This is a genomic window from Maricaulis sp. B-26, from assembly GCF_056857855.1.
The window spans coordinates 22,307-46,148 of record NZ_JBSXNX010000024.1 but is presented as its reverse complement, the minus strand read 5'-3'; the positions used below and the strand labels follow the sequence as shown (position 1 = coordinate 46,148).

Here is a 23,842-nt window from a genome sequence, read left to right as displayed (position 1 = left end):
TGATGAGCGACACGTCACAGGCCGCCGCCCCGAGCGGGATCGGCTTTTTCGAGGCCTGGCTTTCCGTATGGGTGGGTCTCGCCATTGTGGGCGGGATCGCCCTCGGCGTCATCGCGCCGGGGCTGTTCGAGACGCTCAGCCGGCTGGAATACGCCTCGGTCAATCTGCCTGTCGCGCTGCTCATCTGGGCCATGGTCTATCCGATGATGGTCAATGTGGACTTCGCCAGCCTCGGCCATGTCGGCGAGCGGCCGAAAGGTCTCATCATCACCCTGGTCGTGAACTGGCTGGTCAAGCCTTTCTCCATGGCGCTCCTGGCGGTGCTCTTCTTCGAACATGTCTTCGCCCCGATGATCGCCCCGGAGGATGCGCAGCAATACATTGCCGGCCTGATCATACTGGGCGCCGCGCCATGTACGGCCATGGTCTTCGTCTGGTCGCAGCTGACCCGCGGCGATGCGAACTACACCCTGGTCCAGGTGGCGGCCAACGACCTCATCATGGTGGTGGCTTTCGCCCCCATCGTCGCCCTGCTCCTGGGCGTGACGGAGATCGCCGTTCCCTGGGAGACGCTGATCCTCTCGGTGGCGCTCTACGTGATCCTGCCGCTCGCCGCCGGCTGGGCGACCCGCAAACTGCTCACGCGCGGCCGCGAGAAATCCGGCGGGGAAGCCCGGGTGGCGCGTTTCACCGCAAAGGTGAAGCCGGCCTCCATCATTGGCCTGGTCGCGACGGTGGTGATCCTGTTCGGTTTCCAGGGCGGGACCATCATGGCCCAGCCCCTCACGATCGCCCTGATCGCGACGCCGCTGCTGATCCAGTCCTACGGGATTTTCCTGATTGCCTATGCAGCGGCCTGGCTGTGGAAGACGCCCTTCAACATCGCCGCGCCCTGCGCCCTGATCGGCACGTCGAACTTTTTCGAACTGGCCGTAGCCGTGGCTATCAGCCTGTTCGGCCTGAATTCAGGCGCGGCGCTGGCCACGGTAGTCGGCGTGCTGGTGGAGGTGCCGGTCATGCTCTCCCTCGTGGCGCTGGCCAACCGGACGCAGGGCTGGTTCGCGCGCTAGCCCGAACGGCAAAGGGCGCGTCCATCTCCGGACGCGCCCTTTCCACCCGGCTGCCGGAGCAGCCTAGTTGACGGTTTCGACCGTGGGCGGCTTTACGCCGATAGCGACGCCATTGACGGTGAGCACACCGGCCTCGGTCGAAACGCTGATCGTGTCGCCATCCTTGATCTCGCCTTCCAGCAGGAGGCGGGCCAGCGGGTCCTGCAGCTCTTTCTGGATGACGCGCTTGAGCGGACGTGCGCCATAGGCCGGGTCGTAGCCCTTGGCCGCGAGCCAGTCGCGGGCGCCGGCATCGATCTCGATCGTCATGCGGCGATCGGCCAGCAGCGTGCCGAGACGGTCGATCTGGATATCCACGATCGCCCCCATATGCTCCTGGGCCAGCTTGCGGAAGAGGATGATCTCGTCCACGCGGTTCAGGAATTCCGGCCGGAAATGTCCGCGGACCACCGCCATCACCCCGTCGCGCGCCTCCTCCACATCGTCGACGAGCTGCAGATGCTCGGCACCGAGATTGGAGGTCATGATGATGATCGTATTACGGAAATCGACCGTGCGGCCCTGACCGTCCGTGAGGCGGCCATCGTCCAGCACCTGCAGGAGGACGTTGAACACGTCCGGGTGCGCCTTCTCGATCTCGTCCAGCAGCACGACCTGGTAGGGCCGGCGGCGCACGGCTTCGGTCAGGGCACCGCCCTCCTCATAGCCGACATAGCCCGGAGGCGCGCCGATCATGCGGGAGACCGAGTGCTTCTCCATGTATTCCGACATGTCGAGGCGCGAAACGGCCGTCTCGTCGTCGAACAGGAATTCGGCCAGCGCCTTGGTCAGCTCGGTCTTGCCGACGCCGGTCGGGCCGAGGAAGAGGAAGGAGCCGATCGGACGATTGGGATCCTTCAGCCCGGCCCGGGCACGGCGCACGGCATCCGACACGGCCTCCAGGGCCGGGTTCTGTCCGACGACGCGCTTGTGCAATGCGTCTTCCATGCGCAAGAGCTTGTCGCGCTCGCCCTCGAGCATCTTGTCGACCGGCACGCCGGTCCAGCGCGAAACGACATGGGCGATTTGCTCGTCGTCCACGACTTCCTGGACCATGTCGCCATCGGCGCCGTCCTCGGCCTCCGCCTCGGCCAGCTGGCGCTCCAGCTCCGGGAGACGACCGTATTTGATCTCGGAGGCTCGGGCGAGGTCGCCGCGGCGTTCCGCATCGACCAGCTCGTTACGGATGCGCTCCAGCTCTTCCTTGAGCGTGGTCGCGGAGGCCAGCTTGGCCTTCTCCGCGCTCCAGGCGGCGGTCAGCTCGGCGGACCGGGATTCCAGCTCGGCGATTTCCTTGGTCAGCGTTTCCAGACGCTCCCTCGAAGCGTCGTCGCTTTCCTTTTTCAGCGCTTCCGCCTCGATCTTCAGCTGGATGGCGCGGCGATCGATCTCGTCGAGCTCTTCCGGCTTGGAGTCGACCTGCATGCGCAGACGCGAGGCGGCCTCGTCCATGAGGTCGATCGCCTTGTCCGGCAGGAAGCGGTCGGTGATGTAGCGATTGGAGAGATTGGCGGCAGAGACGATGGCGCTGTCGGCGATACGCACGCCGTGGTGCACCTCGTACTTCTCCTTCAGGCCGCGCAGGATGGAGACCGTATCCTCGACGCTCGGCTCTTCCACCATGACCGGCTGGAAGCGCCGCGCGAGGGCCGCGTCCTTCTCCACATGCTTGCGGTATTCGTCTAGAGTCGTGGCGCCGACACAGTGCAGCTCGCCGCGCGCCAGGGCCGGCTTGAGCAGGTTGGACGCATCCATGGCGCCATCCGTCTTGCCGGCGCCCACGAGGGTGTGCATCTCGTCGATGAAGAGGATGATCTCGCCATTGGCGGAGGTCACCTCGTTGAGTACGGCCTTGAGGCGCTCCTCGAACTCGCCGCGATATTTCGCACCGGCGATCAGCGCGCCCATATCAAGCGCGAGCAGACGCTTTTCCTTCAGGCTTTCGGGCACGTCGCCATTGACGATGCGCAGGGCCAGGCCTTCCGCGATGGCGGTCTTGCCGACACCCGGCTCGCCGATCAGCACCGGATTGTTCTTGGTGCGGCGGGAGAGGACCTGGATGGCACGGCGGATTTCCTCGTCGCGGCCGATGACCGGGTCGAGCTTGCCTTCGCGCGCCACCTCGGTGAGGTCGCGGGCATACTTCTTCAGCGCTTCATAGCTGTCCTCGGCCGACTGGCTGTCGGCGGTCCGGCCCTGACGCAGATCGTTGATGGCGGTATTGAGCCCCTGCGGCGTCACGCCGGCAGCCTTGAGCACGTCATAGGCCTTGTTGTTCGGCGTCATCGCGATCGCCTGCAGGATGCGTTCGGCGGTCACATACTGGTCGCCGGCCTTCTTGGAGGCTTCCTGGGCCGCATCGAAAATCTTGGCGGTTTCCGGCGTCAGGTAGAGCTTGCCCTCGCCACCCTCGACCTTGGGCATGGCGGCCAGCGCCTGGTCGACGCCGTCCTGGACCTGGCGGATACGCCCGCCGGCAGCCTTGATCAGGTTGGCAGAGAGCCCGGCATCATCGTCGAGCAGCGCCTTGAGTACGTGCTCGGGCGCAAATTGCTGGTGGCTCGATTTCAGGGCGAGCCCCTGCGCGGCCTGGATAATACTCTTGCCGCGGTCGGTATAGCTTTCAAAATCCATTTAGATCCCCCGTGGAAGGCGAGATATCAAACGCTTCACCGCCTTGATCAAGCACGGTAGAAACGCGGTTCAGACCGCATGTAGGTGTTGCATAACCAACACACAAGTGGTGGCAGCGCGACATTCTGACCACGCGTACGGATCACCCGGGACGGAGCTTTTCACATCCCATGCCAGAACTTACAGCAATCACGCGGTTTCCGGTAAAGGGATTGGGGCCCGACAACCTCGAGAGCGTCGCACTGACAGCGGGACGGACACTGCCGGACGACCGGCGATGGGCGATCGAGCATGGCGAACCGGTCTTCGATCCGGCCGCCCCCGGGCATCTGAAGAAGAAGCATTTTCTCATGCTGGCGGAGCAAGCCGGCCTCGCCGCCCTGAACTGCCGCTATGACGCGGCCACAGGACAGCTCAGCGTCCGCGATGGTTCGGAGCATGCAGTGACGGTCGATCTCGACGATCCGGCCACGCACGATCCGCTGTTCGACCTCCTGCGCGACACGCTCGATGCCGAAATCCGGGGCGGGCTTCGTATCGTCAGCGCGCCAGGCCAGGCCATGACGGATATTCCGGAGCCTCAGATATCCCTGATCAATGCGGCCACGGTCCGCGATCTTTCAGAAAAGACGGGCCGCCCGATCGATCCTGTCCGTTTCCGCGGAAACCTGCTGATCGACGGCGCCACGGCCTGGTCCGAGCTGGACTGGGTGGGGCGAACGATCCGGATCGGCAATATCGCCTGCCGCGTGGAGAGCCGCATCCGCCGCTGCGCGGCCACCAGCGTCGATCCGGTCACGGCCCGGCGCGATATCGACCTGCCCCGCCTCATCTTCGACACGCAGGGCCATATGGATTGCGGCCTCTATCTCACCGTACTCGAGAGCGGATCGATCCGGGGCGGGGATCCGGTCAATCCGATGTGACGGACACAAAAAAGGCGGCACGCCGTGCCGCCCTTTTCAGTTCCTGAAGCTATAGCGATCAGGCCGCTTCGCTTTCCGGATCATCGCCGCCGGTCGAGTCGCCGTCGGTGTCGGCGCTGGCCTTCTCGAGTGCGGCTTCGGCCGCCTTGTCCTCGGTCGGCTTGGTCCGGCGCGGGCGGCGCGTCCGGCGGCGCGGGCCGTCCTCGTCGCCGTCCTGGCTCTCATTGCCTGCGTCCTCGCCGCCGCCTTCGCCTTCCGGCGTCACGACATTGAGCGGGTCGTCCTGCTGCTGGCCACCATCGCGATTGCCGCTCTGGTCCTTGCGCTGACGACCACGACCGCGGCGGGGCTCACGTCCCTCGCGCTGGCCATCGCGCTGGCCATCGCGCTGATTCTGGCCGTCGCCGCCATCCTCGTCGCCGGACGCTTCGGCATTCTCGCCATTATCGTCCTGATTCGGATCGCGCTTGGGCTGATTGGCCTGCACGATGCGGTAATAATGTTCGGCGTGCTGGTAGAGATTCTCGGCCCGCACCCGGTCACCGGCGGACGAGGCATCGCGCGCCAGCTGGAGGTATTTGTCGTAGATCTGGGAGGCGTTGCCACGGATTTTCACTTCCGGGCCATTGCTCTCATAGCTCCGGTTCGCAGAGTTTCCGGACTTTCGTCCCCGACCGCGTTGACGCTTCATATCGCCTAATCCCTGTCTACCAGCGATGCTAATTCTAACTTATTGGCTTTGCTGTGCATTTGCAGGTGCAAGCCTGTGCGCCCGTATTGTCGAGGTACTGATATCAATGGCCGGATCAAGGCAGGTGGCTCATCCGGCCGCGCGTGCCCCCGTATTGGCGCGCATCACCTGCCTGACATGAACCTAGACTCACGCGTCCAGCATTCCAAGCCCTTTTAGCCGTTATCCACCCTGGCCTTTCTTCAGCCCGCCGCGGGCGACCGGCCGAGGACCACCCTGTCCTGCCCGCCCAGATCCTTCAGGCAGGCGATTTCCGTCAGGCCGGCCTCGCGGGCAAGCCCGGCGACCGTCTCGCCCTGGTCGTAGCCGATCTCGAGCGCGAACAGCCCGCCCGGACGGAGCAGGCGCGGCAGATCGGCGACGATTTCGCGATAGGCATCCAGCCCGTCCGCGCCGCCATCGAGGGCGAGGCGCGGTTCGTGATCGCGCACCTCAGGCTCCAGCCCGGCGAGCACCTCGCTGACGATATAGGGCGGATTGGACACGACGATGTCGAATGCCCCGTCTGCCAGCCCCTCGCCCCAGCGCCCTTCAGCGAAGGCGGCGCGTGCTGTCAGCCTGTTCCGGTTCGCATTGATGCGCGCAACCGCCAGCGCGGCGGCAGAAAGGTCGACGCCGAGCCCCGTCCAGCCCGGACGCTCGCTCAGCAGCGCCAGGAGAATGGCGCCGGAGCCCGTACCGAGATCGAGCAGACGAGCTTCCCCCTCCGGTCCACGCGCCAGCACCGCCTCGACCAGCGTCTCCGTATCGGCCCGCGGCGACAGAACGTCCGCGGTCACGGCAAGGTCCAGCGTCCAGAAAGGCTGACTGCCCAGGACCTGGCTCAACGGCACGCGTTTGAGACGCAGCCAGGACAGATCGGCGAGCTGCGCCATGCTCTGCCAGGACACCAGAGCCGGATCCGCGAGCGCGGCGGCCAGCGTGGTCGGCGCGAGGACGTGAGCGATGAGATGACGGGCTTCCGACTCGGCCTCCTCGATTCCGGCGTCCAGCAGGCGCACCACGAGATCGCGCCGCACGGCCTGCAGGTCGAGGCCCAGCCAGCTTTCACGCAAGGGTTTGCTGTCGGCTGCGTCGAAATCCGCCTTCGCGTCGGAAACCAGCTTGTCGAAAGGGCCGGTCATGACCGGCTCAGCCTGCCTCTTCCATCGCGGCGAGGCGCCCGGCCTGGTCCTCTGCGATCAGCGCGGTGATCACTTCGTCCAGCCCGTCGCCCGCGACGATCTGGTCGAGCTTGTAGAGGGTGAGATTGATGCGGTGATCGGAGACGCGGCCCTGCGGGTAGTTATAGGTCCGGATGCGCTCGGAGCGGTCGCCCGAGCCGATCTGCCCCTTGCGCTCGGCCGCGCGTTCGGCGGCGGCGGCCTCGCGCTCCATGTCGTAGAGCTTGGCCTTGAGGAGTTCCTGTGCCCGCGCCCGGTTCTGGTGCTGTGACTTTTCCTGGCAGACCACGACGAGCCCGGTCGGGACGTGCGTCATGCGTACGGCCGAGTCGGTCTTGTTGACGTGCTGGCCGCCGGCGCCCGAGGCGCGCATCGTGTCGACCCGGACATCATTCATGTCCAGCTCGATATCGATATTTTCCGGCTGCGGCATGATCGCGACCGTGGCGGCGGAGGTATGGATACGGCCCTGGCTTTCCGTCGCCGGCACGCGCTGGACCCGGTGCACGCCGCTTTCGAATTTCAGCCGGCCGAACACGCCATTTCCGGACACGGCGGCGATCACTTCCTTGTAGCCGCCATGCTCGCCCTCGGAGGCGGAGACCAGCTCCCAGCTCCAGCCCTGCAGCGCCGCATAGCGCTGGTACATATTGTAGAGATCGCCGGCGAAGAGCGCCGCCTCGTCGCCGCCCGTACCGGCCCGGATCTCGATCAGGGCATTGGCGCTGTCATCCTTGTCCTTGGGCAGGAGGAGCAGGTTCATCGCGTGCTCGAGATCGGGCAGACGTTCCTTGAGCGCGTAATATTCCTCGCGCGCCATCTCCGCCATTTCCGCGTCGCCGCCCTCCATCATCTCGGCGAGATCGTCCAGCTCCTGGCGCGCCGACTTCAGCTCGTTGGCCTTCTCGGCCACCGGCTTGAGCTCGGCGTGCTCCTTGGACAGCTTGACGATCTCGTCCGGGTCGGCCGCGGCGCCAAGGCGCGCCTCGACCTGGTCGAACCGGTCGATCACTTGGGAGAGTCTGGCTTCAGGTGCGTGCATGGCGTTCGGTTAGCACCAAGCGCCGCCGATGAAAATCCTGTCGGGCTGTTGCCGGGTCAGAACGCCACCAGCAAATTGCGCACGGTCATCACGATCAGAACAAGACCCGAGGCGATGAAGACGAGGAAACGGACGGGCACGTAATTCCACAATGCCTGGATCAGCGAGTGCAGAATGCGCAGAGCGACATAGCCCCAGGCGAGCATGATGTTGAGACCGTCGGCCACGCCCACGAGATGGGAATAGAGCACCAGTGCGTAGAAGATGACCGGCTGTTCGTGAAGGTGATTGAAATTGTCCGCGATCCGCCGCACTTCGATGGGCAGGACGTCGAGCTCGCGCTTCTCTTTCAGCTTTCCCGGATTGAGTCCGGCCTTCTGCATGGCCGGGATGCGCGTGGCATACATCCAGACGAACATCACAAGGGTCCAGGCGATCAGGACCAGCATCGGCGTCATGATGGATTGGAACACGGCTCAGTCTCCCCGAAACAATTTCGCCGGAGGTTAGAGCGCTTCGCGCGGAAAAAGCGAGCAAATTTCCCGGATCGGGGGGATGCGGCAAACGGGGATCAGGTCTGTCCGGTCTTCAGCCGCACATCGGCCGCCGGCGCCTGGTAGGCCTCGAAGGCGGCGATCAGCGTGTCGACGCGATCCGAGACGATCAGCGAGCGGCGGTGATCGTCCTGCAGGAAACCCTGCTGGGTCATGCCGTCGAGAAAGGCGACGAGGTGATCGTAATAGCCATGCACATTGAGCAGACCGACGGGATGCCGGTGCTGACCCAGCTGCGACCAGGTCCAGATCTCGAACAATTCCTCCATCGTCCCGATCCCGCCGGGCAGGGCGATGAAGGCGTCGGAAAGATCGACCATTTTCGCCTTTCGCTCATGCATCGATTGCACGACGAAAAGCTCGGACAGCGCCATGTGAGCGATTTCCTTGAGGGCGAGGAATTCGGGGATCACGCCGATCACACGCCCGCCCGCGGCCAGGGCCGAGTCCGCCGCCTGCCCCATCAGCCCGACCTGGCCGCCGCCATAGACGAGCTGGATATCCCGTTCCGCCAAGGCGATTCCGACCTCGTGCGCCGCCGCCCGGTAAGCCGGGTTGCGGCCCTCATTGGAGCCGCAATAGACACAGATGGATTTCATCGGCTTGCCTCCCGGCCCAGGACTTCCAGGGCATCGACGATAGACTGAAGCGGCGCCTCGAGCGCGCGTTCGCCGACTGTGAGCTCCAGCGCCGGCACCGGATCGTGCTCGAAATGCCAGAAGCGATTGCCCAGCCAGACGCCCGTCGCCTCTGCCGCCGCATCCCGTGCCCGCTCGGCGGTGGCGCGATCGCAGGGCAGGCGAACATGCATCTGGTTGGTGTGCGGCGGATTCGGCGTCACCGTGAGGCCGTCCATATCGTCCACCGCAGCCGCGATCGCCCTGGCGCGAGCCACGAAGTCCGGCATCTGCGCCAGCCGCGTGTCGAGCAGGCGCAGCGCATCGGGCACCATGGGCCAGGCCGAGACGAGATTGCCACCCAGCCGCCCGCGCCAGATGCGCGCCTGCTCCACGACTTCTGCATCACCGGCGAGGACGGCCCCGCCGCTGGCCCCGATATCCTTGTAGAAGGAGACATAGACCGTATCGAACCCGTCGGCGATCTCGGCCAGGCTGCGGCCGTCATAGAAGGTCCGCGCCGCCCAGAGACGTGCGCCGTCCATATGCAGCTTCACGCCCAGTTCGCGGGCGCGCGCCTTGATGGCGACCAGCACCTCCCAGTCCGGCAGCGCCCCGCCATTATGGCGCTGGCCCAGCTCCACGAAGGCACAGGCCGCCGGTTCGAGATCGTCGGCGGTCAGGGTTTCGTGCCAGTCGCCGTAAAGACGCGCCTCGAGCCCGTGGGCATGGCGATAGCCGTGATGCTCGTGCAGTTCGAGATGCGAGGTCGGGTGAAGCAATATGTCCTTGCGGCCCGTAGCCTCGGCATGGATACGCGCGGCGACACCCTGGGCCAGGGTCCCCGTGGCGCACCACATAGCATCCTGTTTTCCCAGCAGCTCGGCGACTTGCGCCTCGAGGTCCACGACGGAGGGGCCGGCCAGATAGGCTTCGGGCCCGTAGCCTTCGGCCTCCATGAAATCGGCGACGGCGCGCAGATGCGCCGCCGGGTTATTGTCGCCATGAAGGGGAAAGGAGAGGTCGATATCGCAGCGCGACTTGAGACCCGCCTCCATCATTTCGCCTCCGGCAGGAGCGCCGCCTCCACCGCCGGTGTCCAGCCGACATGGATCACAGCGCCCTGTTCGATCACCGGCCGCTTGATCAGCGTCGGATTGGCGATGAGGAGGCCGGCCGGATCTTCGGACGCGACGCTCTTGTCCGCCTCGGACAGGTTCCGCCAGGTCGTGGAGCGGCGGTTGACCAGCGCGCCCTCACCGACCGCTTCGAGCCAGGCGGGAACCTTGGCGACCCGGTCTGCCTCCTCGCGGATGTCCACGAATCTGTGAGCGACCCCGCTCCCCTCCAGCGCCTTCAGAGCTTTCTTGCAGGTGTCGCAATTCTTCAGGCCGTAAACTGTCAGGGTCATGGAGTTATCCGCTCGGAGTTGCTCGTGAGGAAGAGAGCTAGTGTCCCGAGGCAAGCCCGGTCAAGCCACTCCCTTCCAGAATGCCAGCCGGATCGTCCAGAGCAATCAGCGCATCCAGTGCAGCGGCCTTGTCGGCGGCATTGTCGTAATAGGCCTGGGCGATCTGGCGTCCGATCCAGTAGCCGGCCTCGTAATACCAGCCCTCCGGGGCATTGCCGTAATTGCCCAGCCAGCGTCCGGCCGCTGCCGCCGCCTCGTCGGAAAAGGGATTACCGGCCGCATTGCTGTCATAGCCCGCCCGGATGATCTCGCGGTCCTCGGCGAACCGGGCCCAGAGCATGTCCGCATTTTCGCGCGCCCAGGCGTCGCGTTCCGCCCAGGGCACCTCGCCGGTGACCTGCGCCGCGATGAAGTCAGGCACGCCTTCGGCGAGACTGGCAACAAGTAGCGGGTCCGCGCCCATCAGCGAGTCTTCCGGTCGCGTCTGGAAAGTGTGCACCGTCTCATGCGCAAAGAACATGCGGAAGGCCTGGCGGATCTCGTCCTCGCTCTCCTTGACCGCGCAGATCACTTCCAGCCCGAGCACCTGGGCGCCCGGCCCCGCCGTGCCGCCGGAATTGCCGGCCCCGAAGAGGACATGGATTTCCGGAAGTTCCTGGTCAGGCAGCAAGGCGTGCATGTTTGCATAAATCGTCCGCAATTCCGGCGTCATCGTTTCCGCGATGGGCAGGCAGACATCGATCGCCCGGCGATAGAGGCCCGGATTGGCGGCAATACGGGCCGCGAGATTGTCGGCGTTCTGGATCCGGTTCGGCGTGAAAATCTCGACGGCGTTCGAGCCCGGATCGAGATAGCCGGCCTGCAACGCCTCGGCGCTCGGAGCGCCCTCGGCGGCCTCGAAAACCGAAATGAAGCGATAGGCATCGCCGGTTTCCACCGTAGCGGAAGACGGATCGACACCTTGCGCCAGAGACGGCGCGGTCAGCCCGGCTGCCATAGCAAGCGCGGTGAGAGAGTATTTCATCGAAACAGAATTCCTTGATCAACGCCCCCGGCGTTAAGCGAGGAATACCAGAGCCTTTGCCGGCTGCCACCGGGACAGACAGTGCGAGCGTCCCCGGTCAGTGAAAGCGGGGGCCGTGAGGCCGCTTGCTACTCGGCCGCTTCCGTGTCGCTCTCGCGCTCCGCGCGCAATGCCTCCGCCCGCGCTTCGACCATTTCAACGATATGCTCGATCATCGCCTCGTTGGAGACGTTGTGATCCGGCTTGCCGGACACATACATCTTGCCGCGACCGGCGCCGCCGCCGGTGAAGCCCATATCGGTCATCAGCGCTTCGCCCGGGCCGTTGACCACGCAGCCGATGATGGACAGCGAGATCGGTTCGGAAATATGCGCCAGGCGCTGTTCCAGCGTCTCGACGGTCTTGATCACGTCGAAGCCCTGACGGGCGCAGGACGGGCAGGCGATGATGTTGACGCCGCGCGTCCTCAAGCCGAGCGATTTGAGGATGTCGAAGCCGACGCGGACCTCCTCCTCCGGCTCAGCGGACAGCGAAACGCGGATCGTGTCGCCGATTCCGGCCCAGAGCAGGGAACCGATCCCGATCGAGGATTTCACCGTGCCGATGCGCTGGCCGCCCGCTTCGGTGACGCCGAGATGGAGCGGAGCATCGGTCGCTTCGGAAAGGGCCTGATAGGCGGCCGCCGTCAGGAAGGGGTCGGAGGCCTTCACGGAAATCTTGTATTCGCGGAAATCCAGCTCCTCGAGGATGCGGGCATGGTCCAGCGCGCTCTCGACCATCGCTTCGGGACAGGGCTCGCCGTATTTCTCCAGCAAGTGCCGCTCGAGCGAGCCGGCATTGACGCCGATACGGATGGCGCAACCGTGATCCCGGGCGGCGGAGACGACCTCCTTCACCCGGTCCATCGAGCCGATATTGCCCGGATTGATGCGCAGGCAGGCCGCGCCCGCCTCGGCGGCTTCGATGCCGCGCTTGTAGTGGAAATGGATATCCGCGATCAGCGGAACCGTCGCCGCTTTCGCGATCGTCCTGAAGGCGGCCGTGGAATCCTCGTCGGGGCAGGATACCCGGACCAGATCCGCCCCTGCCTCTTCGCAGCGGCGGATCTGGTCGATCGTGGCCGCCGCGTCCGCCGTGGGCGTATTGGTCATGGTCTGGACGCTGATCGGCGCATCGCCGCCGACCTCGAGTCCGCCGATCCGGATAGTCCGGCTCGGGCGTCGCTCGATCATGCGCCAGGGGCGCACACTGCGGGGATCCTTGTCGGATGAGGTCATAGGGTGGCTCCATGGCGGCGCGCACAAGCCGCGCCGCATCGCACATTCCCCCTGCATATAACGTGTCGCCCGCGCGGTTTCGACCGGTCAGGGCATAATCAGCGGAATTGCCGCAGATCGGGTTCAGCGCGGCTGGTTTTCCGCCACCGTGGCCGGCTCAGGCAGGACAGGCAGGTTCTCGACCACCATGCCCGGCTCGCCAAGCGGTCCGATCACCTCGCCGTCGCGCACGAGTATGATGGCGCCCGCATCTTCCGCCGAAACCGTCAGGCCCGGCTCGAGGGCGCGATAGGTCTCGCCCGGCAGTACGTCGCGGGAGAACAGGATACGTCCGGAAGCATCACGGACTTCCATCCAGGTCGGTGCTTCGGCGCGCATGACCACATCGCCGATCCCGGCCGGATCGGCGCCGATGGGAAGATCGCTCCAGATCGCATCGACCGAGGCCGGCGACCGCGCGTCGAAATCCGCACGCGCCCATTCCGGCGCCGCATCGGGCGGCGAAGGCAGATTGTTCAGGATCGGATTGCCGGAGGTCTGCTCGGCATACCACCAGGCCACACTGGCCAGGGCGATCAGGATCAGGATAGCCCCGAAGGCGCCGCGCGGCAGCTTGATCGGCTCGCGCGTCTTGGCGGCAGCGGTCGGCTGAGCGCGCCCGGTCTCGGTATCGACCTCGCGCTTGAACTGTTCGACGACGCCCGCCGGTTCCAGGGAGAGGAAGCTGGCATAAGTGCGCAGATAGCCGATGGCATAGGCGCGGGCCGGCAGGCCTCGCGGGTCCATCTCTTCCAGAGCTTCGAGATAATCGGCCCGGATACGGGTGCGTGTGGCGGCCTGTTCGAGAGTCAGATTCAGCTTGCCGCGCGCCTCCCGGAGACGCTCGCCCGCTGTAAGCTGTACATATCCGACGCCGTCACCGGAATAGACGGCATCTACTGGCACGAAACCCGCGCTTGTCGCTTGACCCGACATCACCCTAGCCGCTCTCTCATTGTTATCGAGAGATTAACATCCGTAAGAACGCGAATGAGGGGCATTACCCTTACCGCTTCCTTATAAGATCAAATCCCTCGCCCGTTTTCAATGGCCTCGCGGGGTAATCCGGCATCCTCCCCTGCCTCGAGCAGGAGCGGACGCAGCGTGTCCGCGGGGCTGTGAAGACGGCTCGCAAGCCAGGTGCCAAGCTTGCCGGCATCCAGTCCGGAGACGAGTTTCTTGATCGGGCCGATATTCGAGGCGGCCATGGAAAGACTTTGATAACCAAGGCCGATCAGCACCGCGGCCTCCAGAGGTTTGGCCGCGATCTCGCCGCAAACCGAGACCGGCGTATCGTGCTCGTGGCAGATGTCGCGCACCTTTTTGAGCAGGTCGAGGGCGGACGGGCTGAGCACATCGTACCGATCCGAGACACGTACATTTTCCCGGTCGGCCGCGTAGAAATACTGCATCAGATCGTTCGCGCCGACCGAAACGAAGTCGACCGTATCGATGGAATGCTCCAGCGCCCAGGCCATGCCGGGGGTCTCCAGCATGATGCCCACCTGCACATCGGACGGCATTTCATGGCCGCTACGTTCTGCATGGCGGAGTTCGCGGTCCATCATGTCGCGCGCAGCCCTGACCTCCCAGGGCGCGGAGATCATCGGGAACATGACTTTCAGCGGGCGCCCGGCCGCGGCCAGGATGAGCGCGCGCAGCTGATAGCGCAGCAGGCCCGGGCGATCGAGGCCCATGCGGATCGCCCGCCAGCCCAGGGCCGGGTTCGGCTCTACAGTCGAGGGCGCGAAGGGCGCCACCTTGTCGCCGCCCAGATCGAGCGTGCGGAAGACGACCGGCTTGTCGCCCGAGGCGTCGAGCACGGACTTGTAGACCGTCGCCTGTGCGGAAAGCCGCGGCAGCGTGTCCGAGACCATGAACTGGAACTCGGTCCGGAACAGGCCGACGCCGTCCGCGCCGATCTCGTCCAGCGCCATCATCTCGATCAGCAGGCCGGCATTCATGTGCAGCTCGACCCGCTGGCCGTCCGCCGTCACCGTCGGGCCGCGCAACTCCGCATAGGACATGCGGCGTTCCGACAGGGCCTTGATCCGCGCTTCGTAGGTTTCCACCACGTCCGGCTGCGGTCGGATGTGGAGCAGGCCGAACTCGCCATCTAGAATGACAGGGTCGCCGTTCTCGGCCCGGTCGAGCGCGCCTTCCAGACGGCCGACCAGCGGAATGCCCAGCGCTTTCGCGACGATCGCGGCATGGGAAGAGGCCGAGCCTTCCTCGAGCGCGATGCCGAGCAGCTTCTCACGGTCGAAATCCAGCAGTTCCGCCGGCCCGATATTACGCGCGATCAGGATGGCATCGTCCGGAAGGTTCGCCGCCAGTTTGGCACCACCGTCGAGATGCCTCAGGAGGCGATTGGCCAGATCCTCCAGGTCGTGAAGGCGCTCGCGGAAGGTCGCATCCGCCGCTTTCATGAGCCGGGCCCGGTTTTCGTTACGCACCCGCTCCACGGCCGCCTCGGCCGTCAGGCCTCGGCGCACGGCTTCGCGCAAACGCTCCAGCCATCCCCGGTCATGGGCGAACATGCGATAGGCCTGCAGCACGTCGCGCGTCGGTCCGCCGAAGGGAATGCGGCCACTGTCCAGCATGTCGTCGATGGAGGCCCGCAGGTCTGCAATGGCGACGTCCAGGCGTTCCTCCTCGGAGGCCGGATCGTCGGCGATCAGGCGGGTCGACTCGACATGCGGCTCATGGAGCACGGCGACGCCGCGCGCGACACCGCCGGAAAAGGCGCCGCCCTGGAAACGCTCCGGCCGCGACTGACGCACATCCAGGCCGGCCATTTCCTCGGACTCGACGATATCGCCCGAAGCCACGATCTCGGCGAGCACCATGGCCACGGTCTGCAGCGTCTCGATCTCGTCGTCCGCGACCTGGCGCTCCTGCGCCGTCTGTGCGGTGAGCACGCCGACCATGCGGCCACCGCGAAGAATGGGGACGCCGACAAAGGTGTTGAAGGGTTCCTCGCCGGTCTCCGGCTTGTAAGAGAAGGCCGGATGGTCGCGCGCATCAGAGGTGGCGAGCGGTCGCGCACGGCGCGCCACAAGGCCGACAAGGCCCTCGCCCGGCTGCAGCGAGACGCGGTGCACGGCTTCCGGCTTCAGCCCGTAGGTCGCGCAAAGCTCGAGCGCGCTCGACCGCCGCGACAGATAGATCGAACACACGTCCCAGCCTGCCTCTTCGGCGATCATCGCCGTGAGGTGGTCCAGCCGCGCCTGCGCATTTTCCTGCACGGCCATGAGCTCGCGCATACGCTTGAGCAGGCGGCGGGGATCCCGGAGCGGAGCGTTGTTCATGTCTTCCATGCCTACACCTGATCCAAACCGTACGCCCCGTGCAAGGCCCGCACGGCGCGTTCGACAGAATCATTATCGATCAGCGCCGAGATCTTGATCTCCGACGTGGCCAGCACCTTCACCGCAATTCCCTGCTCGGCGAGCACGCTGAAAAGCGACCGGGCCACATCGGCCCTCTGACGGAGGCCGGCGCCCACGACCGAGACCTTCGCAAGCCCGGTCTCGGACGATACCTCCACCGTCTCCATCTCACGCTCCAGCAGTGCCTGGGCGCGATCCAGATCACGGTGGGCGACGGAAAACTCGATCGTGACGCGTCCCGGCGTGCGCCCGTGCGCCTGAACGATCATGTCGACACCGACCTCGGCCTCGGCGAGCAGCGCGAAACAGCGTGCCGCCAGGTCCGACCGGCCCGGTGCTCCGAGCAGGGCGATCCGGGCCTGGTCCCGGGCATAGGCGACGCCCGAAACGATGCGGCGCTCGGCAATATCCTTCTCGGCTACGATATCCGTCCCGCGGCTCTGTCCGGCCGCCTCGAAGGAGGATAGCACACGCATCGGCACGCCCCGCGATTTCGCGAATTCGACCGAGCGCGGCTGCAGCACCTTGGCGCCCTGGGCGGCCAGTTCGAGCATCTCGTCATGGCTGATGGCATCGAGCCGGCCGGCTTCCGGCGCAATGCGCGGATCGGTCGTGTAGACCCCGTCGACATCGGTATAGATATCGCAGCGCGCGCCGAGCGCAGCCGCCAGCGCGGCGGCAGACAGATCGGTGCCGCCCCGCCCCAGCGTACGGATGTCACCCTCCCGGGTGATGCCCTGGAACCCCGCCACGACCGGGATAGTGCCCGCCTCGAGCGCCTCTTCGAGAACGCCGGCATCCATGCCCGCAATCCGCGAGGCGCCGGCGGGTCCGTCCGTGACGACGGGCAATTGCCAGCCCATGAAGGACCGCGCCTCATGGCCGAGTTCGCGTAGCGCCAGCGCCATCAGAGCGGCGGAAACCTGCTCGCCGGCCGACAGGGCGACATCGGCTTCCGCATCGCCGAGCCCGGCGCCCAGTTCGCCGACCAGGCCGAGCAGGCGGTCGGTCTCGCCGGCCATCGCCGAAACCACCACGACCGGCGTCTCGCCAGCCGCCTTCGATGCAGCGACGAGCCCTGCTGCATGCCGGATACGCTCGATCGAGCCGACCGAAGTCCCGCCGAATTTCGCCACGACACGCGTCATCTCACCCTGTCCCTCGCTCTCGCCCCCGCTTCGGTCCGGCGTTCCAATGCCCGACGACTGCTTAAATCGTCGCACCGGGCTCGATAAGGCGCGACGGTGAGGCCATATTGAGGCCAAACAGGGTCGTTGCGCCGGCGGATAACTACGCGGCCAGCGCCCTGCACGCAACGCTTGAACGCAATCGGCGCCCTGTTCGCCTGCGAGGAGAAATTCGATGGCAACCGCCACCGCACCGGAAACCCTGTCGCGTCCCTCAATCGATCCGGAAGAAGTCGAGAAGTTCTCGCGCATCGCCGCAGAGTGGTGGGATCCGGAGAGCAAGTTCAAGCCGCTGCACAAGTTCAACCCGGTCCGGCTCGACTATATCCGCTCGGTGATCTGCGACCATTTCGGTCTGTCGGGAGAGCGTCCCCTTGAAGGCCTGCGCATTCTCGACATCGGCTGCGGCGGCGGCCTCGTCTGCGAGCCTATGGCCCGTCTGGGCGCCAGCATAACCGGCGTCGACGCCTCCGAGGCGAACATCAAGACCGCCAGCGTCCACGCCGAGGAGAACGGGCTCGACATCGATTACCGTCACGGCGTCGCCGAACAATTGCTGGAAGCGGGCGAGCCGCCTTTCGATGTGGTCCTGAACCTGGAAGTGATGGAGCACGTCGCCAACCCGCACACTTTCCTCGTCGATTGCGCCAAGCTGGTGAAGCCGGGCGGGCTGATGATCTGCGCGACCATCAACCGGACCTCCAAGGCCTTCGCGCTCGCCATCGTCGGCGCCGAATGGATCATGGGCTGGCTGCCGCGCGGCACGCACCGCTTCCACAAACTCGTCAAGCCGCGCGAGATCCGCGCCGCCCTTCATGCCGGCGGCATGACCACACGCGAGCCCGCCGGCGTCGGCTACAATCCGCTGACCGACCAGTTCTCCATCGATAGCGACACTTCGGTGAACTACATGATGGTGGCGGAAAAACCGGCTTCATAAAACAGGCCCGGACACGCGCAGTCCGGACATATGAAAAACGGGGCGCCGCGGTATGCGGCGCCCCGCTGAAACCGGCCCCTGAGGGCGAGGGGACAGGTCGGGACCGGTCATTCCGGAGCGGGCCGGCTACCAGCTGTGCGAGCCTTCATAGCGCCAGCGGCCGCCGTTATCGCGGCAGGACTCGAACTCGAAAGACTGGAAATCGCCGTCGCGGTCATAGACCTCGGCCCGGGCCCGGGCGCACTCGCGCCCGCCGTCGCGATAGCGGGGCCCCGGGCGGATGACACCGCGGCGGCCACTGTCCGGATTGTGCCAATAGGCCGCCCGGTCGTGGTCGAAGGCATCGTACTGGGCGTAGCTGAACTGGCCGCGGTCGCACTCGGTCCAGCGCCGCCCGACCGAGGCCGACAGGAGGCTGCCGCCGCCAAGATCGACGCCGAGCGACAGACCGCCGCCGCGTGTTTCGCAAGCCCCCCGGTAATACTCGAACCGGTGTTCGTGATAACCGCGCTCGTAATAGCTGTGATGATATTCGTAACGAAGGCGGTGCTGCCGGCGTGACTCATGATGGTCGTGGCCGACGCGAACACCGAGCAAGGTCTGTGCGGACGCACCCTCGCCGCCGGCGAGAACCGGCATGATGGCCAGGACGAGCGTTGGAACAATATGGCGGATCATGATGTCCTCCTTTTCTGCCTGTTCAGAACGACAACGGCCCGGAAGCGGGATTTCTTCCGGGCCGTCCGACTTTTTTTCAGGCGGTGTCGCGCCGCTTCGACTGCAGGCGCAGTGCAAGGGAAAGCGCACTCAGCACCAGGCCCAGCGAGATCAGGAGGACCGACCAGTCCGCCCAGCCCAGTCCGGCTGACACTCGCGTATCCGCATCCGAAACGGTCTGCACGGGGACTGCGCCCGCAGGGCGTCCGGCCGGTGCTGCGGGAGGTATCTGCGGGGCCGGCATGGCGGTCCCGGAGCGACGATCGCTGTACACACGGCGATGGCGGGTGTGGACATGCGTATCATTGTGGCTGACGAACACGGGCGCCGGGGCCGCACCCGAGCGACGCGCGGCGGGCATCTCGACGCGCGCGGCGACCACGGGCGACGCTTCGGCGATGGTTTCAGTCGTCTCACGAACCACCGTTTCGGCATTCGCCTCCACCTGACCGGCAACGGCCAGCGCCGCCCCGGTCTCGCCTGTCAACGCGGTCTCCATCCCGCCCGACACGTCCGCCCCCGTCCCGAGCGCGGCATCCGTTCCGGTTGAGAGACCGGCATCCGGGGCCGCGAGCTGGCTGACTTCGATCGGCGCCGGCGCGGTCGCACCGGCTTCGGCTGCACCGCTCGCGGAGCCGGATGCAGTGGCTTGGGCCTCGGGAGCGGCGATCCGGACAGCGGTTTCGGCGTCGGTCTTCGCCGCCGCCATCGAGCCGGAAGCCGTGTCGGCCATCATGTCCGCTGATGCGTCCATGCGGGTATTCACTGCGGCGGCGGGGCGTTGTGCTGCCTCGGCTTCCGCGCGCGCCGCCCGCCGCGCCTGACGGCGCGCTTCGCGACGCTCCCGGTCGAGCCGCATCTGCTCGATCCGGCTCAACCGTCCGGTGGGCGCCATGACCGGATCGAGTCTCGATGCCGGGTCCAGCGCGACCTCGCCTGTCGTGGATGTCGCGGCGTCGGTCGCCGTCGAAAGCTGCGCTTCAGCCGTACCGGCCACCAGCGCCAGCAGGATTGCCGTCGTCAGAAAGGGCTTCATCGGTCTCTCCCTCTTTGCATCGCAAATCGCGACCATGTGGAGAGAACGCACCGGCGCCGGTTTTTATTCCCCGGACCGGAAAATTTTCTGCAGCCAGGTCACCGCTCGCTTGCGGCAGCGACCGGAATGGCCGCGCCCGCGTCCAGAATGCCCGCGCCATAGACCGGGTCGCGGCCTCGTACGCCCGCATCGCGAAGCCCGCTCATCAGCGCTGCCAGTACCGCCGCCGCTCGTTCGGCATCCGGCGTCGGGTGAAAGCGGGCGAGCCGGGCCGCGACCAGGGGCGCAGCAAAGGAGGTGCCCCGTACCGGTCCGGTCGCCCCGCCCGGCACTGCCACATCTGCCAGCAAGCCGGGCGCGGCGACGTCGACATGCGGTCCACGGCACGCCTCCGGCAGGATGCGATTGCGGCGGCCCAGCCCGGTCACGCCGACAACACCGTCATAGGCCGCGGGGAAAAGCGGCGGTGCCGCCGGTCCGTCATTGCCGACTGCGGCTATGACGATGTGGCCGCGCGCCTGCAGCGTGGCCACGACCTCGCGCAGGAGGAGATTGTCCGGGCCGACAAGGCTGACATTGATGACGCCGACCTCCTCCCGGGCCATCCACGACAGGGCGTCGACCAGCGCGTCGAGCGCACCGCCCGTCGCCTCGCCGCCATAGATGTCGGCCGAATAGATCAGCGGGGCAGGCCCGGCCTCCGCCGGCGCACTCGCAATATCGGCCACCGCCGTACCGTGTGCGGCGGGCACATATCGCTCCTCGACAAAGCCGCGCACCAGGAAGTCCACGCCGCGAAAGGCCGGGTGAGCCGTATCAACCCCCGTATCGACCAGACCGAGGCGTACATATCCGCCCTGTCCAGCGCCCGGCATGCCGCCGGGCTGCCGGCCGGACCCGCTATAGACATGATTGAAGTCATACGTCCCGGCGGGATCGAGAGAGCGCGCGAGCCGGAGCGCGCCGGCCGTGGACAGGCCCAGGGGCACTTCAAGCACGATCAGTTCGCCGCCCAGGCCGACCAGCGGACGCCGCCGGACGATGCCGAAGCCCGCATCGATCACCGTCTCCGGCAAGGGGGCAGCGATTCGCAGCGCCGTGATCTGCCGACGCAGGATGATATCGCCCGCAGGGCTGCGTTCGAGCCGGTCGCGATTTGCCCGCAACAGCCGGTCGAGAGTCTGCTGCCGGGCGTCCTCGATGGCATCGACCGGTTCGTCGAGCCGGTCCCGCAGGCGGTCGGTCAGATCGCGCACCGGGAGGCGGCCCGTATCGGGCAGGTCGACCGGCAATTGGGCCTGACCGGCGGCTGACAGAAGGCAGGCCGACAGAGCCGCAAGCACCACGGTTCGCAGCCGGACGGGATTTCGAGACTGTGGTCTTCGGGCCATTCCGCTTTCCGCCTTTCTCGCGCGCGATATTGCGCTGGATAACAACGCATGGAAGAAACGCTTTCTTCCAGACGTTATCGGATCAGGACATGGCGGCAAGAACGCGGCAGCTGGAAAACGAGATCATCGGCCTGATCCCGCGGCTGCGCCGGTTTGCCCGTTCCCTGTCCCGCAACGAGGCGGACGCCGACGATCTGACCCAGATCGCACTGGAACGCGCGCTCGCCCGACTGGAACAATGGAAGCCCGAAACACGGCTCGACAGCTGGATGTATCGCATCATGCAGAACGCCTGGATCGACGAGACCCGGTCGCGGCAGCGCCGCGGACGGTTTCACGCTCCGCCCGAAGCGGGCGACAATGTGGGCGCGGACGATCCGGGATTCGAACAGACGGTCCGGATGATGTCCGTCGAGGCGGCCATGGAGACGCTGCCGGACGAGCAGCGGCTCGCCGTGGCGCTCGTCCTCGTCGAAGGCCTGTCCTACAAGGAGGCCGCCAGCGTCATGGACGTGCCGATGGGAACGCTGACGAGCCGCCTCGCCAGGGGCCGTCAGGCGCTGGAGGCGATCCTCGCCCCGGCCGCAGGAGAGCAGACGAGATGACGATCGATACCGAAACCCTGATGGCCTATGTCGACGGAGAGCTGGACGATGCGGACGCTGCCCGCATCGCCGATGCGATCGAGTCCGATCCGGACCTCGCCGCACGCGTCGACGCCATGCGCTCGGTCGGCCAGCAATTGCGCGAGACCTTCGACACGGTCTCGCAGGAACCGGTTCCCGACGCCCTGGCCAATCTGGTACGGGCGCGAAGGGGCGCCTCGACCGAGCCGGATACGGGCGATACCGGGGACGACACGGTCGTCGCCTTCGAGCGGCGGCGGCCGGTTCCGGCGCCTGCCGGTGGCGGGCGCTGGATGGCCTATGGGGCAATCGCGGCCAGTCTCGTTCTCGGCCTTCTGATCGGAGGACGTCTGGGTGGCAGCCCGGGCAGTTTCATTCAAATGGAGAGCGGCCGGCCCGTCGCGGCGGGCCAGCTGGCCCGCGCACTGGAGGCGCAGCCATCCGGCGGTCAGTTCGGCGCGACCGGCACCGGGATCCAGCTCACCTTCCGGGACCGCGACGGGCGCTTCTGCCGCAATTTCGTACAGGGCGAGACGGCCGGCCTTGCCTGCCGTACCGAGGGGCAATGGATCGTCGAGATGACGGCCCCGGTCAGGGGAGGCCCGGCGCCGATCGTGCGGACCGCGTCCAGCAGCATGCCGGTCGCCATACTCGACGCCGTCGATGCCCGGATCGAGGGCGAAGCCTTTGCCCCGGAGCGCGAAGCGAGCCTGTTGGAATCCGGCTGGGAAACGCCCGGCGGCTAGTTCAGCTTTTTCGGCGGCGTGGGTGCCAGCACGTCTGGCAGCGGAGTTACCGGAACGCCCTCATCCGCCAGGCTTTGCGTCTCTTCGGGCGTCGCCTCGCCGTAAATCAGCCGCTGCGGCTTTGCGCCGTCATGGATGGCGCGGGCTTCAGTGGCGAAATCCTCGCCGACATAATCGTAATTCTTGCGGATATGAGCGCGGACCTGTGACGCCATCTCGGCCATTTGCCGCTCGGCGGAGGCCTGCTTGCGGCGGGCCGTCGAGACCGCGGGCGCCATCAGAGCCTTGCGCACGGAGACAGAACCGCATTCGGGACATTCCACCAGACCGCGGCGTGCCTGCCCGTCGAAAGCATCCGAGTTGGAGAACCATGCCTCGAAGGCATGGTCGTTCTCGCAGAGAAGCGCGTACTTGATCATTCCGCGGTTCCGGCACCCGGGCCGGCGAGGCCGCGATCATGGGTCAGGGCCGGGATGCGGCGGCGGGCCTCGGCGACCTTGTCCGTGTCGATCACGGCGGTCAGCACGCCGGGTTCGTCATCCTCGATCTGCGCGACCGTTTCGCCCCAGGGCCCGATCACCAGGGAGTGCCCCCAGGTGCGCCGACCGTCCTCATGCAATCCACCCTGGGCCGGTGCGATGACATAGCTTCCGGTCTCGATCGCCCGCGCACGCAACAACACCTCCCAGTGAGCACGCCCCGTGGGGCGCGTGAAGGCCGCCGGCACGGTCAGCACCTCGGCGCCGGCCTGGGCCAGGCGGCGGTAGAGATAGGGAAAGCGAACATCATAGCAAATCGACAGGCCAAGCCGGACGCCCTCAGCCTCTGCCGTGACGAGCCGGTCGCCGGGCCGGTAATTGTCGCTCTCGCGATAGGTTTCGCCCTTGCCCAGACCCACATCGAACATGTGCGCCTTGTCATAGGTCGCCACCAGCGAGCCGTCGGGACCGAAGAGGAAGCTTCGATTGGCGGCGCGATGCTCGTCCACACGGACCGCCATGGAGCCGATCAGCAGGGTAATGCCCAGCTCGCGCGCGAGATCTGCGAAAATGCCGACCGCCGGCTCACGCTCCTGGGGCTGCAAATGCTTTTGCGCCTCTCGGAAATCCTTCTGGACGAGATGCGTGGTCTCCGGCGTCGCCACCAGGCGCGCACCGGTTACCGCCGCTGCGCGGATCAGTTCCGAGGCATCGACGATATTGGCGGCCGGGTCGGTCCCCGACCGCATCTGGACCAGCGCGATATCGAGCTTTGCCATCG

23 protein-coding genes are annotated in these 23,842 nt (G+C 66.2%); 5 read left to right on the top strand and 18 right to left on the bottom strand.

What is annotated here, in order from left to right; all coding sequences use genetic code 11:
* Positions 1–2: 2 nt before the first annotated feature.
* Entirely contained in the window at positions 3–1,070 is a 1,068-nt protein-coding gene (gene arsB / locus AC13HB_RS10835) for an ACR3 family arsenite efflux transporter (RefSeq protein ID WP_482949770.1), read from the top strand.
* 63 nt (positions 1,071–1,133) lie between these two features.
* Here the strand turns inward: arsB and clpB are convergent, their stop codons facing one another.
* Positions 1,134–3,743 carry an ATP-dependent chaperone ClpB gene (gene clpB / locus AC13HB_RS10830; protein ID WP_482949769.1) on the bottom strand — a complete coding sequence of 870 codons (2,610 nt, stop codon included), beginning with the start codon at positions 3,741–3,743 and terminating at the stop codon, positions 1,134–1,136.
* Positions 3,744–3,913: 170 nt separating this feature from the next.
* On the opposite strand from clpB, the gene AC13HB_RS10825 reads away from it, so the two are divergent.
* Positions 3,914–4,669: an MOSC domain-containing protein gene (locus AC13HB_RS10825; RefSeq protein WP_482949768.1), complete on the top strand. Its 756-nt coding sequence runs from the start codon at positions 3,914–3,916 to the stop codon at positions 4,667–4,669.
* A gap of 58 nt (positions 4,670–4,727) precedes the next feature.
* Here AC13HB_RS10825 and AC13HB_RS10820 read toward each other — a convergent pair whose 3' ends face one another.
* The 12 genes from AC13HB_RS10820 to AC13HB_RS10765 form a co-directional block, all read right to left on the bottom strand.
* The gene (locus AC13HB_RS10820; RefSeq protein ID WP_482949767.1) at positions 4,728–5,360 is read right to left on the bottom strand and encodes a DUF4167 domain-containing protein; all 633 of its coding nucleotides are present in this window, start codon (positions 5,358–5,360) and stop codon (positions 4,728–4,730) included.
* A gap of 242 nt (positions 5,361–5,602) precedes the next feature.
* Positions 5,603–6,544, bottom strand: a complete 942-nt coding sequence (prmC, locus tag AC13HB_RS10815) for a peptide chain release factor N(5)-glutamine methyltransferase (RefSeq protein ID WP_482949766.1) — start codon at positions 6,542–6,544, stop codon at positions 5,603–5,605.
* A gap of 7 nt (positions 6,545–6,551) precedes the next feature.
* Complete coding sequence (gene prfA, locus AC13HB_RS10810; RefSeq protein WP_482949765.1) at positions 6,552–7,625, bottom strand: peptide chain release factor 1; 1,074 nt, start codon at positions 7,623–7,625, stop codon at positions 6,552–6,554.
* Between the two features lie 56 nt (positions 7,626–7,681).
* Positions 7,682–8,098 (bottom strand): MAPEG family protein, encoded by a 417-nt coding sequence (locus AC13HB_RS10805; RefSeq protein ID WP_482949764.1) that lies wholly within the window; start codon positions 8,096–8,098, stop codon positions 7,682–7,684.
* A gap of 98 nt (positions 8,099–8,196) precedes the next feature.
* On the bottom strand, positions 8,197–8,778 hold the full coding sequence (locus tag AC13HB_RS10800; protein ID WP_482949763.1) for an LOG family protein: 582 nt from the start codon (positions 8,776–8,778) through the stop codon (positions 8,197–8,199).
* Positions 8,775–9,857 carry a threonine aldolase family protein gene (locus AC13HB_RS10795; protein ID WP_482949762.1) on the bottom strand — a complete coding sequence of 361 codons (1,083 nt, stop codon included), beginning with the start codon at positions 9,855–9,857 and terminating at the stop codon, positions 8,775–8,777. Before AC13HB_RS10795 ends, AC13HB_RS10800 begins: the two co-directional genes overlap by 4 nt.
* Positions 9,854–10,207 (bottom strand): ArsC/Spx/MgsR family protein, encoded by a 354-nt coding sequence (locus AC13HB_RS10790; protein WP_482949761.1) that lies wholly within the window; start codon positions 10,205–10,207, stop codon positions 9,854–9,856. Before AC13HB_RS10790 ends, AC13HB_RS10795 begins: the two co-directional genes overlap by 4 nt.
* A gap of 37 nt (positions 10,208–10,244) precedes the next feature.
* Complete coding sequence (locus AC13HB_RS10785; protein ID WP_482949760.1) at positions 10,245–11,231, bottom strand: DUF2268 domain-containing putative Zn-dependent protease; 987 nt, start codon at positions 11,229–11,231, stop codon at positions 10,245–10,247.
* A 128-nt stretch (positions 11,232–11,359) separates the two neighbouring features.
* Positions 11,360–12,508 carry a flavodoxin-dependent (E)-4-hydroxy-3-methylbut-2-enyl-diphosphate synthase gene (gene ispG, locus AC13HB_RS10780; protein ID WP_482949759.1) on the bottom strand — a complete coding sequence of 383 codons (1,149 nt, stop codon included), beginning with the start codon at positions 12,506–12,508 and terminating at the stop codon, positions 11,360–11,362.
* A 123-nt stretch (positions 12,509–12,631) separates the two neighbouring features.
* Positions 12,632–13,453, bottom strand: coding sequence for a RodZ domain-containing protein (locus AC13HB_RS10775; protein WP_482949758.1), 822 nt, complete (start codon positions 13,451–13,453; stop codon positions 12,632–12,634).
* A gap of 119 nt (positions 13,454–13,572) precedes the next feature.
* A complete protein-coding gene (gene ptsP / locus AC13HB_RS10770; protein ID WP_482949757.1) occupies positions 13,573–15,867 on the bottom strand; it encodes a phosphoenolpyruvate--protein phosphotransferase in 2,295 nt (764 codons plus the stop codon).
* 2 nt (positions 15,868–15,869) lie between these two features.
* Complete coding sequence (locus AC13HB_RS10765; RefSeq protein WP_482949756.1) at positions 15,870–17,087, bottom strand: aspartate kinase; 1,218 nt, start codon at positions 17,085–17,087, stop codon at positions 15,870–15,872.
* A gap of 214 nt (positions 17,088–17,301) precedes the next feature.
* Here AC13HB_RS10765 and ubiG point away from each other — a divergent pair, with 214 nt between their 5' ends.
* On the top strand, positions 17,302–18,066 hold the full coding sequence (gene ubiG, locus AC13HB_RS10760; RefSeq protein WP_482949755.1) for a bifunctional 2-polyprenyl-6-hydroxyphenol methylase/3-demethylubiquinol 3-O-methyltransferase UbiG: 765 nt from the start codon (positions 17,302–17,304) through the stop codon (positions 18,064–18,066).
* Between the two features lie 126 nt (positions 18,067–18,192).
* Here ubiG and AC13HB_RS10755 read toward each other — a convergent pair whose 3' ends face one another.
* From AC13HB_RS10755 to AC13HB_RS10745, 3 genes are all read right to left on the bottom strand, one after another.
* Entirely contained in the window at positions 18,193–18,744 is a 552-nt protein-coding gene (locus AC13HB_RS10755) for a hypothetical protein (protein ID WP_482949754.1), read from the bottom strand.
* A 76-nt stretch (positions 18,745–18,820) separates the two neighbouring features.
* Positions 18,821–19,819: a hypothetical protein gene (locus AC13HB_RS10750; RefSeq protein ID WP_482949753.1), complete on the bottom strand. Its 999-nt coding sequence runs from the start codon at positions 19,817–19,819 to the stop codon at positions 18,821–18,823.
* A gap of 98 nt (positions 19,820–19,917) precedes the next feature.
* Positions 19,918–21,210, bottom strand: coding sequence for a S8 family serine peptidase (locus AC13HB_RS10745; RefSeq protein WP_482949752.1), 1,293 nt, complete (start codon positions 21,208–21,210; stop codon positions 19,918–19,920).
* 89 nt (positions 21,211–21,299) lie between these two features.
* On the opposite strand from AC13HB_RS10745, the gene AC13HB_RS10740 reads away from it, so the two are divergent.
* Positions 21,300–21,815 (top strand): sigma-70 family RNA polymerase sigma factor, encoded by a 516-nt coding sequence (locus AC13HB_RS10740; protein ID WP_482949751.1) that lies wholly within the window; start codon positions 21,300–21,302, stop codon positions 21,813–21,815.
* A complete protein-coding gene (locus AC13HB_RS10735) occupies positions 21,812–22,582 on the top strand; it encodes an anti-sigma factor family protein (RefSeq protein WP_482949750.1) in 771 nt (256 codons plus the stop codon). The genes AC13HB_RS10740 and AC13HB_RS10735 overlap by 4 nt, the downstream gene beginning before the upstream one ends.
* Here the strand turns inward: AC13HB_RS10735 and AC13HB_RS10730 are convergent.
* Positions 22,579–23,001, bottom strand: coding sequence for a DUF1178 family protein (locus AC13HB_RS10730; protein WP_482949749.1), 423 nt, complete (start codon positions 22,999–23,001; stop codon positions 22,579–22,581). The two genes, AC13HB_RS10735 and AC13HB_RS10730, sit on opposite strands and share 4 nt — an antisense overlap.
* Positions 22,998–23,840, bottom strand: a complete 843-nt coding sequence (locus AC13HB_RS10725) for a carbon-nitrogen hydrolase family protein (protein WP_482949748.1) — start codon at positions 23,838–23,840, stop codon at positions 22,998–23,000. The genes AC13HB_RS10730 and AC13HB_RS10725 overlap by 4 nt, the downstream gene beginning before the upstream one ends.
* Positions 23,841–23,842 lie beyond the last annotated feature (2 nt).

Excerpts from the sequence above, each read along its gene's own strand:
- arsB (WP_482949770.1), top strand. The coding sequence starts at position 3 with ATGAGCGACACGTCACAGGCCGCCGCCCCGAGCGGGATCGGCTTTTTC.
- clpB (WP_482949769.1), bottom strand. The coding sequence starts at position 3,743 with ATGGATTTTGAAAGCTATACCGACCGCGGCAAGAGTATTATCCAGGCC.
- AC13HB_RS10825 (WP_482949768.1), top strand. The coding sequence starts at position 3,914 with ATGCCAGAACTTACAGCAATCACGCGGTTTCCGGTAAAGGGATTGGGG.
- AC13HB_RS10820 (WP_482949767.1), bottom strand. The coding sequence starts at position 5,360 with ATGAAGCGTCAACGCGGTCGGGGACGAAAGTCCGGAAACTCTGCGAAC.
- prmC (WP_482949766.1), bottom strand. The coding sequence starts at position 6,544 with ATGACCGGCCCTTTCGACAAGCTGGTTTCCGACGCGAAGGCGGATTTC.
- prfA (WP_482949765.1), bottom strand. The coding sequence starts at position 7,625 with ATGCACGCACCTGAAGCCAGACTCTCCCAAGTGATCGACCGGTTCGAC.
- AC13HB_RS10800 (WP_482949763.1), bottom strand. The coding sequence starts at position 8,778 with ATGAAATCCATCTGTGTCTATTGCGGCTCCAATGAGGGCCGCAACCCG.
- AC13HB_RS10795 (WP_482949762.1), bottom strand. The coding sequence starts at position 9,857 with ATGATGGAGGCGGGTCTCAAGTCGCGCTGCGATATCGACCTCTCCTTT.
- AC13HB_RS10790 (WP_482949761.1), bottom strand. The coding sequence starts at position 10,207 with ATGACCCTGACAGTTTACGGCCTGAAGAATTGCGACACCTGCAAGAAA.
- AC13HB_RS10785 (WP_482949760.1), bottom strand. The coding sequence starts at position 11,231 with ATGAAATACTCTCTCACCGCGCTTGCTATGGCAGCCGGGCTGACCGCG.
- ispG (WP_482949759.1), bottom strand. The coding sequence starts at position 12,508 with ATGACCTCATCCGACAAGGATCCCCGCAGTGTGCGCCCCTGGCGCATG.
- ptsP (WP_482949757.1), bottom strand. The coding sequence starts at position 15,867 with ATGGAAGACATGAACAACGCTCCGCTCCGGGATCCCCGCCGCCTGCTC.
- AC13HB_RS10765 (WP_482949756.1), bottom strand. The coding sequence starts at position 17,087 with ATGACGCGTGTCGTGGCGAAATTCGGCGGGACTTCGGTCGGCTCGATC.
- ubiG (WP_482949755.1), top strand. The coding sequence starts at position 17,302 with ATGGCAACCGCCACCGCACCGGAAACCCTGTCGCGTCCCTCAATCGAT.
- AC13HB_RS10755 (WP_482949754.1), bottom strand. The coding sequence starts at position 18,744 with ATGATCCGCCATATTGTTCCAACGCTCGTCCTGGCCATCATGCCGGTT.
- AC13HB_RS10750 (WP_482949753.1), bottom strand. The coding sequence starts at position 19,819 with ATGAAGCCCTTTCTGACGACGGCAATCCTGCTGGCGCTGGTGGCCGGT.
- AC13HB_RS10745 (WP_482949752.1), bottom strand. The coding sequence starts at position 21,210 with ATGGCCCGAAGACCACAGTCTCGAAATCCCGTCCGGCTGCGAACCGTG.
- AC13HB_RS10740 (WP_482949751.1), top strand. The coding sequence starts at position 21,300 with ATGGCGGCAAGAACGCGGCAGCTGGAAAACGAGATCATCGGCCTGATC.
- AC13HB_RS10735 (WP_482949750.1), top strand. The coding sequence starts at position 21,812 with ATGACGATCGATACCGAAACCCTGATGGCCTATGTCGACGGAGAGCTG.
- AC13HB_RS10730 (WP_482949749.1), bottom strand. The coding sequence starts at position 23,001 with ATGATCAAGTACGCGCTTCTCTGCGAGAACGACCATGCCTTCGAGGCA.
- AC13HB_RS10725 (WP_482949748.1), bottom strand. The coding sequence starts at position 23,840 with ATGGCAAAGCTCGATATCGCGCTGGTCCAGATGCGGTCGGGGACCGAC.